This is a genomic window from Cohnella sp. GCM10027633, from assembly GCF_042675445.1.
Lineage (GTDB): Bacteria > Bacillota > Bacilli > Paenibacillales > Paenibacillaceae > Cohnella.
The window spans coordinates 592,694-610,334 of the sequence record NZ_JBHTGV010000001.1 but is presented as its reverse complement, the minus strand read 5'-3'; the positions used below and the strand labels follow the sequence as shown (position 1 = coordinate 610,334).

Sequence of the window (17,641 nt, the reverse complement as noted above, 5' to 3'; positions counted from 1 at the left end):
TTCCGATTTTCGCGCATTATAGTTTGGAACTATTAACCTTATAGATATTATATCTTGGATCAATGAATGTTCCAATGTTATGATTATAACCAAGCAGAATAGAGTCATTATTGGGGTGAATCGAGACATGAGTAAAAAACTTACGATGTTCGAGAAAATTTGGAACAACCACGAAATCGTCGCCGAACAAGGCAAACCTAGCATCCTGTATATCGACCTGCACTTGGTGCACGAAGTCACTTCCCCGCAAGCGTTCGAAGGCTTGCGCTTGTCCGGCCGCAAGGTACGCCGTCCCGAGCTGACGTTCGCGACGATGGACCACAACGTTCCGACCAAAGACCGTTTCAACATTAAAGACCCGATCTCCAAGCAGCAAGTCGATACGCTGACGAACAACTGTCGCGAATTCGGCGTTAAGCTGTACGATCTCGACACGATCGACCAAGGCGTCGTTCACGTCATGGGTCCGGAGCTCGGACTGACGCACCCGGGCAAGACGATCGTGTGCGGCGACAGCCATACGTCTACGCACGGCGCGTTCGGCGCCCTGGCGTTCGGCATCGGTACTTCCGAAGTCGAACACGTCATGGCGACCCAATGCTTGCAGCAAGCCAAAGCGAAGACGATGCTGATCCGATTCAACGGCGCCCGCAAGCCGGGTATTACGGCGAAGGACTTGATCCTCGGTCTGATCGCGAAGTACGGCACCGACTTCGGTACCGGCTACGTTATGGAATATAGCGGCGAAGCGATTCGCGTGCTGTCGATGGAAGAGCGGATGACCGTCTGCAACATGTCGATCGAAGCCGGCGCTCGCGCGGGTCTCATCGCGCCGGACCAAACGACGTTCGACTACCTCCGCGGACGCGAATACGCGCCGCAAGGCGCTGCGTTCGACGCGGCGGTAGAACGGTGGAAAGCGCTCGTCTCCGACGAAGGCGCCGAGTACGATACCGTTCTCGACTTCGACGTGAACACGCTCGTTCCGCAAGTCACGTGGGGCACGAGCCCGGGCATGGGCACGGGTATTACCTCCAACGTTCCGGTACCGGCAGAGCTGCCGACGGAGAACGAACGCAAGGCGGCAACGAGCGCTCTCGAGTACATGGGTCTCAAGCCGGGCACTCCGATGACGGACATCGCCATCGACTACGTGTTCATCGGCTCTTGCACGAACGGACGGATCGAAGACTTGCGCGCCGCGGCATCGATCGCTCGCGGTTACAAGGTCGACTCCAAAGTCACGGCGATCGTCGTTCCGGGATCCGGACGCGTGAAGCTCCAAGCGGAGAAGGAAGGTCTCGACAAGATCTTCGTCGAAGCGGGCTTCGAATGGCGCGACGCGGGTTGCTCGATGTGTCTCGCGATGAACCCCGACGTCTTGCAACCGGGCCAACGCTGCGCATCGACGTCGAACCGCAACTTCGAAGGCCGTCAAGGCCGCGGCGGACGCACGCACCTCGTGTCGCCGGAGATGGCGGCAGCGGCGGCGATCCAAGGCCGTTTCGTAGACGTACGCAACTGGGAACTCAAGTCCGAAGTGTCGGCGTAAAGGAGAGATACACATGCAAGCATTCACGCAATTGAACGGTCTGGTCGCTCCCGTCGACCGCGTTAACGTAGATACGGATGCCATCATTCCGAAGCAATTCCTGAAGCGGATCGAGAGAAGCGGCTTCGGCCAGTTCTTGTTCTTCGAATGGAGATGGGACGAGCAAGGCAACGTCATTCCGGAGTTCAACCTGAACAAGCCGCGCTATCAAGGCGCGCAGGTACTGCTGTCCCGCGCCAACTTCGGTTGCGGCTCGTCCCGCGAGCACGCGCCGTGGGCGATTCTCGACTACGGCTTCCGCGTCGTCATCGCGCCGTCTTTCGCCGATATTTTCTACAACAACTGCTTCAAGAACGGCATTCTGCCGATCAAGCTGAGCGAAGAGCAAGTCGACGATCTGTTCCAACGCACGGAAGCGAAGGAAGGCTACACGCTGAACGTCGACCTCGAGAACAAAGTCATCACGGACGGCGCGGGTCTGAGCATCTCGTTCGACCTCGACGAGCACCGCCGCCAGTTCCTGCTGCAAGGCTTGGACGACATCGGCTTGACGCTTAAGCACGAAGACGCGATCTCCGCGTACGAAGCGAAACGCGCGGCAGTCAACGCGTAATCCATAATCAAGCATTTAGCGAATCGATAGGCCTTTCGACCCTAATTCGGCAGAATTCGGGACGAAGGGTCTTTTTTTCCTCTTTTACGCAACTTTTCATAGAGAATCTCGTCTAAACTTGCGTGGACGGGCCGACAAACCTACATACGCGTCTAGTAAACCGGCGTCCGCAAAATTTATAGACATCGAGGTGAAGCATGAAGAAGTGGTTGCCCTTGTTGTTCGTCGTCACCGTCATGCTCTTTCTGAGTGCCGGTATGGCTTATGCCGAGAAGGCAACGGTTACGCCCAAGCTCATTCTGGACGGTAAGGTACTGCAACCGCAAGTTCCGCCGATCATCAAGAACAATTACGTCATGGTGCCGGTACGCATCATTACGGAGAGCTTAGGGTATGAAGTCGATTACTTGAACGCCAAGAAACAAGTCACGGTATCCGGTGGCGCGAAAAAAATCGTCATGTCCGTGGATCAGCCGACGGCTTACGTCGACGGCAAGCCGAAGAAGATGGACATGCCTCCGGTGCTGCAATCTAATAGTGTACTTATACCCTTACGATTTTTAAGTGAATCGGTCGGCATCCAAGTGTTCTGGGACAACCCGACGAAGTCGGTGTTCCTCTATTCGGACGAATCGTCCAATACCGGCAACAATTCCGAGGGCGTGGAAGCGCCGGGGGAAGGCAACGAGACGCCGGGTACGACGGACCCTGGCACGACGGATCCTGGCACAACGGATCCTGGCACGACGGATCCGGGTACGACAGACCCCGGCACGACGGATCCCGGTACGACGGATCCGGGAACGACCGATCCGGGTACGACGGATCCAGGTACGACTAACCCGGGCACGACGGATCCGGGAACGGTCGATCCGACGCCGGCAGCCGGCAAGCTATACGAGATCCGGTATGAGGCCGAGCAAGTGCGCTTGAAGTACAGCGGCGAGATCGCGCCGAAGGTGACGACGCTGTCGAATCCGGATCGTCTCGTCATCGATTTCCCGAACGTCGACTTCGCGCCAACGTTCTATCCGATGCTTCCGACCGATCCGGCCATAGGAAAGACGGGCGAGTTCCAAGTCACTGGACACGAAGCGCTGACGAAAGTACGCTACTCGCTGTATGCCAGCGCGCCGAAGACGGTTCGGCTCGTGCTCGACCTGAACAAGTCATGGCCGTACGAGTTGATTCAAGATCCGACGATGGGCGATTTCATTATATCGCTGAAGAAGCCGGCGCCGGACAAGTCGTTGTTTACCGTCGTGCTCGACGCGGGCCATGGCGGAACGGATCCTGGCGCGCAGAGCTTGAACGGTCATTGGGAGAAGGAGTTCAACATCGCGATCGTGCTCAAGGTGCAGAAGCTATTGGCCGCGGAAGAACGCATCAAGCTGGTGCTGACCCGAAGCGGAGATACGTATCCGACCTTGTCCGAACGAGCCCAGTTGGCTAACTCTCTGAAAGCGGATTTGTTCCTGTCCGTCCATGCGAACAGCTACACGTCGTCGACGAACGGTACGGAGACGTACTACACCCGAGCGGATAGCCTGGCTTTCGCCAAGGCGATGCACGCCGCGATCGTGCCGGCGACGAAGCTGAAGGACGGCGGCGTACGCAGCAAGAACCTGCACGTCACCCGCGAGACGACGATGCCTGCCGCGCTGCTCGAGATCGGCTACATGTCGAACAAGACGGACAATGCCGCGCTATGGAAAGAAGATTTCCAAGACCGCGTCGCGCAGGCGATCGTAACCGGCCTCAAACAGTATTTGAAATTATATTAAAGATGACCGGCCCTCCATGGGGGCCGGCATGCTTGTATTAAGGAGAGGATTCAGTTGGCGAACAATTCGAACGTGAAGAAGTGGGTATCGGGAGTCGTCGTCGCTTCCGTCGTATGGTCGGGAGCAACGTGGACGACGAATGTCGCAAACGCCGCCGCGACGCCGTTCAACGACGTGGTCTCGGGAAGCTGGTACGAGAAGCACGTTGCCAAGCTGGCGTTGCAAGGTATCTTGAAGGGCAGCAACGGCAAGTTCAACCCGACCGTCAGCATGACCCGTCAAGAAGCCGTCATCGTGGCGCTTCGGTTCATGGGCATCGATGACGAGGCGGATCCTTCCGACGTTACGGTACTCCCGTCCGTATTGAATATTAAGAGCGATTATACGCATTCCATAAACTTGGCGTTCAAGAAGAAGGTGCTCCTGCTCGACGAGGAGACCGCGCTTGGCAAGAGCGAAGAGGCGGCGGCCAAGGCCGCGAAGAAGACGTACAAAGGTTGGGGATCGACTCCCGCGACCCGCGAATGGATGGCCAGATTGCTCGTGCGCGCAATCGGCAAAAACGAAGAAGCGTTGGCTGCGGCCGGCGACAAAACGGACTTCTCGGACGATGCATCGATCAACGCGAAGTTGAAAGCTTACGTTAGCGTCGCGGTCGAGAGCGGACTCGTCAAAGGCGTGGCGACATCGACCGGAACGGCGTTCAAGCCGTTGGACGCGGTGACGCGGGCAACCGCTTCGACGTTGTTCAGCCGCGCCGAAGCGCTCGTGACCGTACCTTATAACGGCCAAGTGTCGGGCGTCATGATGAACATAGCATCGGACCGGTTGACCGTCATGCACTCCGACGGCACGACAAGGGAATATCCGCTGACGGAAAATACGGCTTTCTATAAGAAGGATTCCGATTCGCCGATTACGTTGGCCGCGCTTCGCTTATATGGCGTAGCTACGCTTATTACCGGCTCCGACGGTAAAGTCGGCTTCGTGGAGATGACCGACGAGACGCCTCAAGTGAAATCGGTGGAAGGCAAGTTGACGCTTAGCACCCCGGCGCAAAATCGAGTTACGCTTTTGATCGGAGACGATTATAAGCACTATACTTACGACGCAACGCAATTAAAAATTACAGATGCCGCCGGACAGACGATCAATCTGGCAGACTTGCCGCTGAACGTCGACGTGAAGCTCACCGTCCGTCTCGACGAGAAAGTCATCGGCATAACGGTCAAGCAATCGGTCATCAACAAATCCGGCAGCGGAACGGTGGCGGCATGGAACGCGCAATCATTGACGCTTGGCGTGAACGGTGCCGATGGCAAGACGGAGACGTTCCCGGTCGCGGCTAACGCTCCGATCAAGCTGAACGGCACGATCAATCTCTCGGCGGACCAACTTCTCGTCGGCGATCAGATCGCCTACGAAGTGAAGAACGGCAACGTGACGGACATCGTCGTGACTCGCGTAGAGAAGCCCGTCACTTCGGTAACCGGTGCGTTCGAGTCGGTCAACAAAACGGAAAAGTTGATCGTATACAAAGTCGACGGCAAGCCCGAAGTGAAATACATGGCGGATTCGCTGTCCGTGAAGATTACCGGATTCGTCGACGCCACGCTAGACGATCTCGTCAAGGGCGACACGATTACGATGTCGCTTGACGCTAGCGGCAAGATTAATCTGATCACGGTGACGAACCGTTCGGTCGAAGCGGTTCGCGGCGCCGTCGTCGTCAAGTACGATGCGACGATCAAGGCGCTTACGTTCAAGGATGCGAACGGCAAGCAGATCACGAAGAACGTCATCGCCGATAATACGAGATTCGATTTGAACGGAACGAAACTGACGATCGCCTCTGCCCAATCGATTATTTCTACGCCGGGCATGCGGCTTACGATCGGATACAACGGCGAAGATATCGTTTACGTATCGTTCGTCTCCAAGTACACGGGCATCGTGACCGACAACAACACGGCGACGAAGACGCTGAAGCTTTCCCTCGAAGGCATATCTACGGGAACGTCGACGCTGTCCTACGTGTCTCCGCTCGTCGAAATTTATGGAATGGCCACGGAAACGTTCGCGGACGTGAAGGTCGGCGACCGCGTAACCGTGCAATTGAATTCGAGCCAAGATCAAGCGAGCTCGATTTACGTGCATAAGAACGTTCAGTTCGAAGTCGTAACGGTCGATAACGTCTCGAAGAAGCTGACGGTTCGTCTTCCGAACGCGACGGCTACCGAGACGTGGACGCTCGGCGCGGAAGCGACGATCAAGAACGAAGCCGGAACGGACGTGAGCTTGTCCTCTCTTACTGCCGGCTCGCTCATCAATGTGACGATGCAGGGCAATACGCCGCTGGCTATCCGCACCGTTCAAGTGTTCTCCGGCAAGGTGACTGCGATCGACGGGACGGGCAATCTCACGTTCTTGACCTCGAACGGAGAGACCGTGACGCGAGCTGTCGGCACGACTCCGCTCGTGAAGCGCGACGGCGCGACTCTCTCGCTGTCCGCCGTTCAAGTCGGCGATCTATTCGAGCTCAGCAAGGACGCGAACGATCGCGTCGTTCTCGAACTGGCGACGGTCGTCTCCCGGACGTTCTGGAAAGTCGTAGACGGCACCTCGAAGCTCGTTTATCTGAAGAATGTGTCTTTAGGGAACAAGACGTTCTACACCCTGTCTCCGCAAGCCGTTATCCGCCAGGGCACGACACCGGTCAGCTTGTCCTCGCTGAAAGACGGCGATGCGATAACGCTGTATGCGATTCGCGGAATTGTCGTCGAGATCGTCAAGTAAGTAAGATTAGAAGCATATGTCGAAAGAGCAGCCCGAGGCTGCTCTTTTCATTTTTCCGAATCGCGTACGATGTGGGCTATCCGGTCTTCGTACCTTATGATCACTATCCCATTGAGTCAGATGTAGGCAATACAGGGCACTTCTTCGTTTATGTTCATTATCCCGACGAGTCAGATCGTAGGCGATACAGGGCATTTCTTCGCTTATGATCATTATCCCGTCGGGTCAGCTCCCGTCGAGTCAGAAGGATGTTATGGAGCAAGGTCAAACGACATGTCGTTTCGATAGACGTATCAGTTTCGGAAACAAGTCGACGAGCGGGAGATTGTGAGGAGTATTGAGAAGTTTGCCCACAATTGAGGCATAAGTACTTGCTTTCGTGACCGCGCAGTGGTTCAGTAGCGTATGGAAGGCGGGCTTAGCGTGCTTGGATAGATTGAATAAATAACTGAACTGGTTCAAATAAGCCTGCAGATGCTTTGCGCCGATTCCGCAAAAAACGGAATTGATCCAATTCGAAGCTTCCCTGGCGATCGCCAACAACTTTCGATTGCGGCGAGGGCTATATTTTAGGAGATTCGCGGTGACTTGAGCGTCGGCAGCTACATGTTCGCGAATGAATGCATCTTTACCGCTTGACGAGATAATTCCTTCGCTCCAGAGGTGAAGTTCTTCGACGTGCTGGATTTTCAAATAAGTAATCTCTTCGTTCGAGTCGGCAGAAGCACCGATCAGCAATGGTTGTTCTTGCGGGTGGCGATATACGGTAGGGTTGTAGGGGCGTCCGTACTGGGCGCAATTGATGTGGACGATGCCGCACAGGCGCTCATTCGCGTCGGCCTCTTTCATGGCTTCTCGGATCTTATGGCAGATGAGCCAAGCCGTTTTGTAGGTGGTATCTATGATTTCCATTAGCCGCACCGCGCTTATTCCTTCCGGTAATGTGTGCAGGTAAAAAGCTTGAAACCAAAGCACGAGCGGGGTACGACTCTTCTCGATGACCGTGCCCACGGTTACGGAAGCTTGATGTCCGCATGCATTGCATTCGAAAAGCGGAAGCCGGCGACGGTGTATAGGCGTGTACCGGGAGTACGAGCAGCGAGGACAACGAAATCCGCGCGGCCACTTGGCATGGAATAGCGCTCGCATGCACGTGTCTTCGTCGCGATAATGCGCGACGAATTGTTCGAAGCTCGTAAAATCATCGGGTTTAGGCGAGTTGAAGGCTTGCTCGGACGAATCGGAACTCTTTGCGAACATTGACTCACCACCGAACATATGTTTGGTAATTTGATTATACCACACATATGTTCGCATTTGTCGCGAAAAAATATTTTTTTCTGACTTAACGGGATAAGGTGTAATTGTGAACGTTCGGCATATGGACGTAGGCGAAATGATCAAAGTGTTGTCCTGACTGGAAGGGATAATGACGATTAGAAGAGATATCGACAACGTGCATCCATCTGACCTGACGGGATAGTGATGATAAGGATGATGCGATGCGATGCGATGCGATGCGGTGAGTAAGTCTGACCAGACGGGATAGTGACGATAAGGGAGAAAATGAGGTGGTCATTGCTAGCCGCCCCCAGCCTTGCCCTGAGCCTGTCAATCCCTGCGGTATTGCCGCATAACGTAACTTTCGGTACACTTGTTAATGAATTTGTTAGGGCGAGGAGAAACCATGAACAAAGCGACCATACGGCAAACGCTAGACACGATCGCCGAAATGTTCCCCGACGCGAGATGCGAGCTCAACCACGACAACCCGTTCGAGCTGACGATCGCGGTGCTGCTCTCGGCGCAGTGCACGGACGAGACGGTCAACAAGGTGACGGCGGACTTGTTCCGGAAATACAAAACCCCCGAGGATTACTTAAGCGTGCCGCTCGAAGAGCTGGAGAACGATATCCGCCGGATCGGCTTGTTCCGAAACAAGGCGGCGCATATACAAAAGCTGTGCAGGATCTTGATCGACAAGCACGGAGGGGAAATTCCGCGCGAGCACCATCTGCTGACGGAGCTGCCGGGAGTCGGGCGGAAGACGGCCAATGTCGTAATGTCCAATGCGTTCGACGTGCCCGCGATCGCGGTAGACACGCATGTTGACCGCGTATCTAAGCGACTTGGCATCGCGAAGCCCGACGACTCGGTGCTCGAGGTCGAGAAGAAGCTGATGAGCAAGGTGCCGCGAGACGAATGGACGATCACGCACCATCGTCTTATCTTTTTCGGAAGATATCATTGCAAGGCGCAAAGTCCGAAATGCGAGATTTGCCCGCTCGTGACGCAGTGTAAGGAAGGCAAAGCCCGCATGAACCCGGCCGCGAAGAAGCCGGCGACGAAGAAAAGGAGCGCAACCTCGTGAACAGCATAGAAACGCATGCTCCGATCGCCGCGGCGGATGAGCAAATAACGAAGCTTCGAACGTATGAACAAGCGCTAACGCGAATGGCCGAAGAGACGATGTCGCAAGGCGACGCAACCCAATCCGACAAGCTCCGCGAGCTCGCAAGCAAGCTTGCCGGCGGAAGGCTCACCGTAGCTTTCTGCGGACACTTCTCGGCCGGCAAGTCTACGCTCGTGAACGGGCTGTGCGGCGCGGAGCTGCTGCCTTCGTCGCCGATACCGACGAGCGCGAACGTCGTGACGATCGTCAACGGAGAGAAGTTCGCGGAGACGGTATTCCAAGAGACGACCGGAGAGACGCACGAGGCGCGGCGCATCGGCGTCGAGGAGCTTCATAGCTACGCGGTCGACGGGGAAGGCGTATCGACGATTCGCGTATCCTATCCGATTCCGCTGCTAGGAGAGCGGATGGCGCTCGTCGATACGCCGGGCGTGGATTCGACGGACGGCGCGCACCGAGCGGCTACGGAGTCTGCGCTGCATCTGGCGGACGTCGTGTTCTTCGTGACGGACTACAACCATGTGCAATCGGAAGTGAACTTTCGTTTCCTCCGAAGCTTGTCGAGATGGGGCAAGCCGACGTACGTCATCGTTAACCAAGTCGACAAGCACCGAGAATCGCAGCTGGCGTTCGCCGAGTTCGAGCGCAGCTTGCGCCAAGCGCTGAAACAATGGGATATCGAGCCGGCTGGGCTCCTCTTCCTCTCGATGAGGGAGAAGGATCATCCGCTCTCCCAATGGGAGGAGCTGCAACGGCTGCTCCGCGATCTGCAGCCGCTCGCGACGCCGCTCATGCTCCGCAGCGCGGAGCGATCGGCGATCTATCTCGCGGAGCAATTTCGCGAGACGCTGCGGGCGAACGATCGCGAAGAGAGGGAGCGGCTTCAGCTCATCGCCGGAGACGACGACAAGGCGGAGCGTGAAGCGGTTAGCGCGCGGCTTCGCGAGCGTCTTGAAGAGGCGAAGGACGCGGCCGTGAAGCAGAGAGAGCAGCTTCGCAAAGAGCTCGACAAGTTGATGGGGAACGCGAACTTGACGCCGGCGGAGACGAGGGAGAAGGCTAGGCTATTCTTGGAGTCGATGCAGCCGGGCTTTAAGGCGGGCTGGCTCGCGAGCGCGGCGAAGACGGAGGCGGAGCGCGCAAGTCGGCTCGCGCAATTGACGGACGACTTCAACGGTCAAGTGGAGGCGCACGTCGTCGGGCATGCGAAGGCGCTGCTCCGGCAGGAAGCGAAGGCAGCGGGGAAGGGCGAGGGGCAGCAACTGGAGCAGGCGCTCGACGCGGCGTTCCGGCCCGTGTCCGCCGAGTGGCTGCGAAGCCTCGTGAAGCCGGGCGCCGGAGCGGACGGGCAAGCGACGCTTCATTACGCGGCGGAAATCAGCAACGCGCTGAAGACCGATTACCGCAAATCCGCGCTGCAGCTGTTCGACGAATGGGAATCGGGAAGAGGCGGCGAACGGGAAGCGGAGATCGAAGAGGCTCGGTCGAAGCTGTCTGCGATCGAAGAGAAGAACGCCGCCGCAGCGGACATCGAGAAGCTCGAGGAGGCCGCGCGCGCGCAGGAGCGGTTGCTGCTGTCGACGTTGCCGCGGCAAGCGGCGGACGGCGGCATGGCGTTGCCTGCGCCGGCCGGCGTCGACCCGGCGAAGCTCGCCGAAGTGGCGGAGACGACAGACGCGGCGTCGACAGCCGTACCAGCGACGGAGACGAACGTCGCAATCGCTCAAGCGGAGTCCATGAGCGACATAGAGCCGCAGCGCGCGGGCGACCCGCAGGGGGCGGCGGAGCTGCTGGAGCGGGCGGCCGCCCAACTGAGCAGGCTGCCGGCGCTCGCCGACATGGCGGAAGGACTTGCGGCCAAAGCCGCGCGCTTCCGCGACAAGCGGTTCACGATCGCGCTGTTCGGCGCCTTCAGCGCGGGCAAATCGTCGTTCGCCAACGTGCTCGTCGGACAGCCGGCGCTGCCGGTATCCCCGAATCCGACAACGTCGGCGATCAATCGCATTCTGGCGCCGTCCGAAGGGGACGTCGCGGGCACGGCGCGCATTACGATGAAGTCCAAGGATGCGTTCGCCGAAGACGTGCGTCTGTCGCTGAAGCGGATCGGCATCGATAAGGGTGAGCTTAGCGCAGCCGGACACGATGTCGAGCGAATGCTCGCGCTCAAAGCGCGCGTCTCCGCCGACGAGCTGCATCCGCGCGGACGGCCGCACTTGGCCTTCCTGAACGCCGCGGCCAGCGGCTGGGCGGAATACGGCTCGCGCCTCGGCACGAGCTTCGTCGTGGGCGAGGAAGCGTACCGGCTATACGCCGCCGCGGAGCAAGCTGCCTGCTACGTAGCGGAAATCGACTTGTACGTCGATTCTCCGCTGACGCGCGGCGGCGCGGTGCTCGTCGACACGCCGGGGGCGGATTCGATCAACGCCCGCCATACGGGTGTCGCGTTCCAATATATCAAGAACGCGGACGCGGTGTTGTTCGTTACGTATTACAACCATGCGTTCACCGAAGCCGATCGCGAGTTCTTGAACCAGCTCGGCAGCGTAAAAGACGTATTCGAGCTCGACAAAATGTTCTTCGTCATCAACGCGTCCGACCTCGCGTCTTCCGAAGCCGAGCTGGAGTCAGTACGCAATCACGTGGAAACCCAATTGCTTAAGCACGGCATCCGCAACGCGAGATTGTTCCCGGTGTCCAGCATGAACGGCATCGAAGCGAAGCTGCGAGGCGATCGAGAAGGGCTGGCTCGCGCGGGCATCGTCGCGTTCGAGCAAGCTTTCCAGGCGTTCTCGGAGCAGGAGCTGGGCGGTATCGCCCTCGCCGCCGCGCGCAAGGAGCTCGATCGCACGGGCAAGCTGCTCGAAAGCTGGCTGCAATCGGCGACGGCTGACGCCGGCGAGAGGGAAGCGAAAGCCCGCAGGCTGACGCAGGAAGCCGAATCGTGGCTCGCGCAGGGGGAAGCGGTGCTCCCGCCGGCCGCCGCGCAGCCGCTCTTGCAGGAGGCTAGCGAGCAGCTCTATCACTTGCGCCAGCGCGTAAGATTCCGCTTCAACGCACACTTCCAGTCGGCGTTCCATCCGTCCGTCCTGCAGGACGACGGGCGCGACTTGAAGAAGCTGCTCATCGCGTGCCACGGCGACTTGCTGAGGGCTCTCGGCGACGATCTGCTGCAGGAGCTGCGCTCCGCGAGCTTGAGGCTCGAGGGAACGCTGAACGGCATCGTCGATCGCGTCATCCAGACGAAAGCCGCCGACGGAGGCATGGCCGCCGAAGGGTTCTCGCCTGAGCCACCGGGTCGCGCCGTGCTAGATCTGCCGCTCTACGAGCCGTTCGCCGGCGGTCCGCACGCGGACGGGAAACGGCTATGGAGCGCGTTCCGCTCGCCGAAGCATTTCTTCGAGAACGACGGCAAGGCGGCGCTAAGGGACGAATTGCAGGATGCGCTGTTCCAAGAGATCGACCGCCAATTCGCCGAGCTGAAGGCCCAGTGGGAAGCCGCCGGATCCGAAGCGCTTAGAGTAGCGCTGCGCGCAGCGTCCCGGGCGCTCGCTTCGCAGCTGTCTTCGTTCGCGTCCAGCCTGGGCCGGACGCTGCGCGAGCCCGGGGAAGAAGCGGTGCTCGCGGATATTTTGAAACAATGGCGCGCATGAAACCGATAAAGTTCTTATCTGGCCTTCTTCCATCGGATTATCCGACGGAAGGGGGCTTTTTCTTATCGATGCTCCCGAATGCTTCCGATTAAGGCGTAAACCCGGGATGTTGGGTATGATTGCCGACGATAATGGCGTTATCGGGAGATTATGGCGAATTTATGGCGGCATCTACCAACAGAGCGACAATAAGCGGCGATTACTCGAATTGCCGTTCGTATTTTAATGCGTTAAACTGCCGAGGTAAGCAACGAGAGGAGGATTATCTTGGACGTTTTTCGCGCTTTAAAAGGGTTCTTCTGGCAAGACAAAAAGTTCTTGCTCGGCTCCGTCATCGGGTTAGCGATCGCGACGGCGCTAGGCTTGGCGTATCCTCTTCTCCTTAAAACGCTAATCGACGAAATGATCGTACCGGGCGAATACGGCGGCGTCGCCGGGCTCGCGTTCGGAGCGGTCGGCATTATCATCCTCAAAGCGAGCTTCCAGTACGTGCACGGCTTCAGCGGCTCCCGAGTCGGCAACCGCCTTGCTTACCGGCTGCGCAACAGCTGCTACGAGAAGCTGCAGCGTTTATCCTTCACTTATTACGACTCCGCGCGCACCGGCGACCTGATGTCCCGATTGACGGCCGATATCGAGGGCATCCGCAACTTCATCGGCTTCGGGCTCGCGCAGCTGCTCAATACCGGATTCCTGCTCCTGTTCGGCTTCACGATGATGTTCTTCATCGATTGGAAGCTGACGCTCATGATTCTCGTTATCGTGCCGGTCATCGGATTCATCGCGATCCGCTTCGAGCAGAGCATCCACCCGGTGTTCCGTTCGATCCGGGTCGCGGTCAGCCGCCTGACGGTCAGCGTGCAGGAGAACATCACCGGCGTCCGCACGGTCAAGTCGTTCGCCAGAGAACCGTTCGAGCTCGAGAAGTTCGAAGTCGGCAACGAAGACTACCGCGACCGGCATTTGCAGCTGGCGGACGTGTGGGCGAAATATTTTCCGCTGATCGAGTTCATCGCCAATCTGAGCGTGGCCGCGATGCTGCTCGGCGGCGGCTGGCGCGTCATAGACGGTTCACTTACTCTTGGCGAGCTGGTCGCGCTCAACGGCATGCTCGGCATGGTCGTGGCGCCGCTCTGGTCGCTCGGCTTCCAGATCAACGCTTATACGCAGTCCAAGGCATCGGGCGAACGGCTGCTCGAGCTGCTGAACCAGCATGTGTCCGTTAAGAACGCGGAGCAAAGCCTCGTGCTGGAAGACGAGGCGATGAAGGGGCACGTCCGCTTCGACGACGTCAGCTTCCGGTACGCGAACACGCCGAATCAACCTTCGGCGCTGCTCGGCTTCGAACTAGACGCGCCTTCCGGCTCGGTCATCGGCTTGCTCGGCGGCACCGGCTCCGGCAAGACGAGCGCCGTCGCGCTGCTGCTGCGGGCTTACGACGTCGGGGAAGGCTCGGTCACGATCGACGGCGTCGACGTGCGCCATATCGAGCTCGAAAGCCTAAGAAGCCGCATCGCGGTCGTCTTCCAGGAGTCGTTCCTGTTCTCGACGACGATCAAGGAGAATATCAGCTACGGCGTGCCGGACGCGTCGATGGAACAGATCGAGGAGGCGGCCAGGCTGGCGCAGGCGGACGGCTTCATTCGCGAGCTGCCGCTCGGCTACGATACGGTCGTCGGCGAACGCGGCATGGGCTTGTCGGGCGGTCAGAAGCAGCGGATCGCGATCGCCCGCGCGCTGCTGCGCAAACCGAGCATTCTCGTGCTCGACGACGCGACGAGCGCCCTCGACATGGAGACCGAGCATCTCATCCAGCAATCGATCCGCGAGGTAATGGCCGGCCGCACCGTGTTCGTCATCGCCCACCGCATCTCTTCGATGCGGCACGCCGACGAGATCGTCGTGCTCGACCGCGGCCGCATCGTGCAGCGCGGCATTCACGACAAGCTGATCAAGCAGCCCGGACTGTATCGGGAGACGTACCGGATCCAATACGCGGACCGTCCGGAGGAGCTGGACGATCTGCCGGCCGCGCAGGCCGGAGGCATGGAAAGGCGGGTGACGGGATGAGTCGCCAATTCGTATACCAAGACGACGATCTAATCGAGAAGCCGTTCAACTGGAAGCAGATCGGCAGGCTGTTCTCGTTCGTGAAGCCGTACCGGAAAGAAGTCATCGCGGTCACCTTCGTCATGACGGTGTTCGGCATGCTGTCACGGCTCGCGATTCCGTATCTGATGTACCAAGCGATCGACCAAGCGATCCAGCCGAAGGACGGGGACAAGAGCACGAGTCTACTCCTCGCGATCGTGCTCTCGATGCTCGCGATGTACGGCATGCGATGGTGGGCGCAGCACTACACGATCAAGAAGACGAACGAGCTGGGGCAAAAAGTGATTTTCGACCTGCGGTCGGCGTTGTTCAAGCATATTCAATCGCTGTCGTTCCGCTTCTTCGACAAGCGGCCCGCGGGCTCCGTGCTCGTGCGGGTGACGAACGACGTCAACTCGCTGCAGGACGTGTTCACGAACGGCGTCATCAATACGATCATCGATATCGTCCAGCTCATCGGCATTACGATCATCCTGCTCTTCATGGAACCGAAGCTCGGACTCGCGGTCATGATTACGGTTCCGATCATGTTCGTCGTCTCCTCGAAGCTGCGGCGCACGATCCGGATGGCCTGGCAAGTGGTGCGGATCAAGCAATCGCGCATCAACGCGCACTTGAACGAGAGCATCCAAGGCATCCGGGTCACGCAGGCGTTCGCGCAGGAGCGCGAGAACATCGGATACTTCGACAACATGAACTCGAGCAACATCCGCTCCTGGAACCGCGCCTCGGCGTATAACCAGCTGTTCGGCCCGGTCATCGAGATCACGTCGGCGATCGGCACGCTCATCTTGCTGCTGTACGGAACGTATCTGATCAAGAACGATTTCATGACCGTCGGCGCGCTCGTCGCGTTCATAACTTACGTCGGCAGCTTCTGGGAGCCGATCACGCGGCTCGGGCAAATGTATTCGCAGCTGCTCATCTCGATGTCGTCGGCGGAGCGGATCTTCGAATTCATGGACGAGCGGCCGGCCGTCCCCGAGAAGGAAGGCGCCGTTAAGCTGGAGCAGATCGAAGGGCGCGTGAAGCTGGATAACGTGACGTTCGGCTACGAGGCGGACCGCCCGGCGCTGAAGGGCATCAACCTCGACGTGAAGCCGGGTACGTCGGTAGCGCTCGTCGGTCACACGGGCTCGGGAAAATCGACCATCGTTAATCTGCTTTGCAGGTTCTACGACACGGTCGAGGGACGCGTCCTGCTGGACGGCATAGACGTACGGGACGTCACGATCGATAGTCTGCGATCGCAGATCGGCATCGTGCTTCAGGACACGTTCATCTTCTCCGGCACGATCCGGGACAATATCCGCTACGGCCGCCCGGGAGCGACGGACGCGGAAGTGGAAGCGGCCGCGCGGTCGGTTCGGGCGCACGAGTTCATCTCGATGCTGCCGGACGGGTACGACACGGAAGTGCAGGAGAGAGGCAACGCGCTGTCGGTCGGACAGCGGCAGTTGCTCTCGTTCGCGCGGGCCTTGCTCGCCGATCCGCGCATTCTCGTGCTCGACGAAGCGACGGCGAGCATCGACACCGAGACGGAGCTTCGCATCCAGGAGGCGCTGTCGACGCTGCTGCAAGGCCGTACGTCGTTCATCGTCGCGCATAGGCTGTCGACGATCCGCCATGCCGACATGATCGTCGTGCTCGATCACGGCGTCGTTGTCGACCAGGGCAGCCACGAAGAGCTGATGAAGCGTCCGGGCCACTATCGGAGCTTGGTCGAAGCGCAATACAGATACTTATCCGCCTGATCCGTTTTCCATCGTTAGCCCGGTTGCGCTTGCCGCAGCCGGGCTTTTGCGCGCATGGACATTTGATAATCCGCGAAAGAACCGTTATCGTGTAGATCAGAAGGATAATTACGGCAATTCATAACCGAACGGCGCGGCAGAGGAGAGATAACGGATGAAATCGGGCAACTGGCTATGGCGAACGTTAGGCGCGACGACGCTCGCGTGCTTATGCGCGCTGCTCGTCGGCTTCGGCTGGGCGCTCCGGGATACGTGGTTTCCGCAAGACGGACTCGTCATTCCGGAAGCTCCCGCGCAGGAATCGACAGGCGGAGCCTGGGCGGACAAGTCCGAGCTGTTCGTGACGACGCTCGGAGACTCGCTCACGAACGGCGTCGGCGACGCGACCGGACAAGGTTACGCGAAGCGCGTGACCGAGCGGCTCGGGGACCGGCTGAACAAGCCGGTAACGCTCGTGAACAACTTGGCGGTGAACGGCGCGAGAGCGCCGCAGCTGCTGGCCGGTCTCGATCAGACCGGTTACCGGCACGCGATCGCCAAGTCCGACTTGATCCTGTTCACGATCGGCGGCAACGATCTGTTCCAGATCGCGCAGGACGGCGGATCGATCGCCGAAGGCGGCGACATCTCGGTCGAGCAACTGGAGGAGCGGCTTCCGGAAGTTACGCCGAAGCTCGAGGAAGTATTCAAGAAGCTTCGGGAGCTGAACGGCAACGCCCGCATCGTGTACGTCGGGCTGTACAATCCGTTCTTCGATCTGCCGGAGATGCGAAGCGGCAGCGCGGTCGTCGCCGCGTGGAACGCGGCGGCGTACGCATTGGCGGCGGCCGACGGGAACGCGACCGTCGTTCCTACGTATGATCTGTTCGAGACGCACGTGAAACGGTACTTGTCGCAAGACCATTTCCATCCGAACGCGGAAGGGTATGACCGCATCGCGGAACGTATCGTTCAAGCGCTCGATTAG

At 58.8% G+C, this 17,641-nt stretch carries 10 protein-coding genes; 9 read left to right on the top strand and 1 reads right to left on the bottom strand.

Going from position 1 to position 17,641, the window contains the following annotated elements:
- The first annotated feature begins 127 nt into the window (after positions 1-127).
- The 4 genes from leuC (at position 128) to ACFQZG_RS02580 (ending at position 6,745) form a co-directional block, all read left to right on the top strand.
- Positions 128-1,552, top strand: coding sequence for a 3-isopropylmalate dehydratase large subunit (gene leuC / locus ACFQZG_RS02595; RefSeq protein ID WP_378149723.1), 1,425 nt, complete (start codon positions 128-130; stop codon positions 1,550-1,552).
- 13 nt (positions 1,553-1,565) lie between these two features.
- Positions 1,566-2,165, top strand: a complete 600-nt coding sequence (gene leuD / locus ACFQZG_RS02590; protein ID WP_378149722.1) for a 3-isopropylmalate dehydratase small subunit — start codon at positions 1,566-1,568, stop codon at positions 2,163-2,165.
- Positions 2,166-2,362: 197 nt separating this feature from the next.
- Entirely contained in the window at positions 2,363-3,949 is a 1,587-nt protein-coding gene (locus tag ACFQZG_RS02585) for an N-acetylmuramoyl-L-alanine amidase family protein (RefSeq protein WP_378149721.1), read from the top strand.
- Positions 3,950-4,003: 54 nt separating this feature from the next.
- A complete protein-coding gene (locus ACFQZG_RS02580; RefSeq protein WP_378149720.1) occupies positions 4,004-6,745 on the top strand; it encodes an S-layer homology domain-containing protein in 2,742 nt (913 codons plus the stop codon).
- A gap of 264 nt (positions 6,746-7,009) precedes the next feature.
- Here the strand turns inward: ACFQZG_RS02580 and ACFQZG_RS02575 are convergent, their stop codons facing one another.
- Complete coding sequence (locus tag ACFQZG_RS02575; protein ID WP_378149718.1) at positions 7,010-8,005, bottom strand: transposase; 996 nt, start codon at positions 8,003-8,005, stop codon at positions 7,010-7,012.
- Positions 8,006-8,432: 427 nt separating this feature from the next.
- Between ACFQZG_RS02575 and nth the strand changes: the two genes are divergently transcribed.
- From nth to ACFQZG_RS02550, 5 genes are all read left to right on the top strand, one after another.
- A complete protein-coding gene (gene nth / locus ACFQZG_RS02570; RefSeq protein ID WP_378149716.1) occupies positions 8,433-9,116 on the top strand; it encodes an endonuclease III in 684 nt (227 codons plus the stop codon).
- Positions 9,113-12,808 carry a dynamin family protein gene (locus ACFQZG_RS02565; RefSeq protein WP_378149714.1) on the top strand — a complete coding sequence of 1,232 codons (3,696 nt, stop codon included), beginning with the start codon at positions 9,113-9,115 and terminating at the stop codon, positions 12,806-12,808. The genes nth and ACFQZG_RS02565 overlap by 4 nt, the downstream gene beginning before the upstream one ends.
- Positions 12,809-13,075: 267 nt before the next feature.
- Positions 13,076-14,878 (top strand): ABC transporter ATP-binding protein, encoded by a 1,803-nt coding sequence (locus ACFQZG_RS02560; protein WP_378149712.1) that lies wholly within the window; start codon positions 13,076-13,078, stop codon positions 14,876-14,878.
- The gene (locus tag ACFQZG_RS02555) at positions 14,875-16,674 is read left to right on the top strand and encodes an ABC transporter ATP-binding protein (RefSeq protein WP_378149710.1); all 1,800 of its coding nucleotides are present in this window, start codon (positions 14,875-14,877) and stop codon (positions 16,672-16,674) included. Before ACFQZG_RS02560 ends, ACFQZG_RS02555 begins: the two co-directional genes overlap by 4 nt.
- A gap of 154 nt (positions 16,675-16,828) precedes the next feature.
- On the top strand, positions 16,829-17,641 hold the full coding sequence (locus ACFQZG_RS02550) for a GDSL-type esterase/lipase family protein (protein WP_378149708.1): 813 nt from the start codon (positions 16,829-16,831) through the stop codon (positions 17,639-17,641).

What these genes read in the sequence shown, in the direction of transcription:
- leuC (WP_378149723.1), top strand. Translation starts at nt 128, where the DNA reads ATGAGTAAAAAACTTACGATGTTCGAGAAAATTTGGAACAACCACGAA.
- leuD (WP_378149722.1), top strand. Translation starts at nt 1,566, where the DNA reads ATGCAAGCATTCACGCAATTGAACGGTCTGGTCGCTCCCGTCGACCGC.
- ACFQZG_RS02585 (WP_378149721.1), top strand. Translation starts at nt 2,363, where the DNA reads ATGAAGAAGTGGTTGCCCTTGTTGTTCGTCGTCACCGTCATGCTCTTT.
- ACFQZG_RS02575 (WP_378149718.1), bottom strand. Translation starts at nt 8,005, where the DNA reads ATGTTCGCAAAGAGTTCCGATTCGTCCGAGCAAGCCTTCAACTCGCCT.
- nth (WP_378149716.1), top strand. Translation starts at nt 8,433, where the DNA reads ATGAACAAAGCGACCATACGGCAAACGCTAGACACGATCGCCGAAATG.
- ACFQZG_RS02555 (WP_378149710.1), top strand. Translation starts at nt 14,875, where the DNA reads ATGAGTCGCCAATTCGTATACCAAGACGACGATCTAATCGAGAAGCCG.
- ACFQZG_RS02550 (WP_378149708.1), top strand. Translation starts at nt 16,829, where the DNA reads ATGAAATCGGGCAACTGGCTATGGCGAACGTTAGGCGCGACGACGCTC.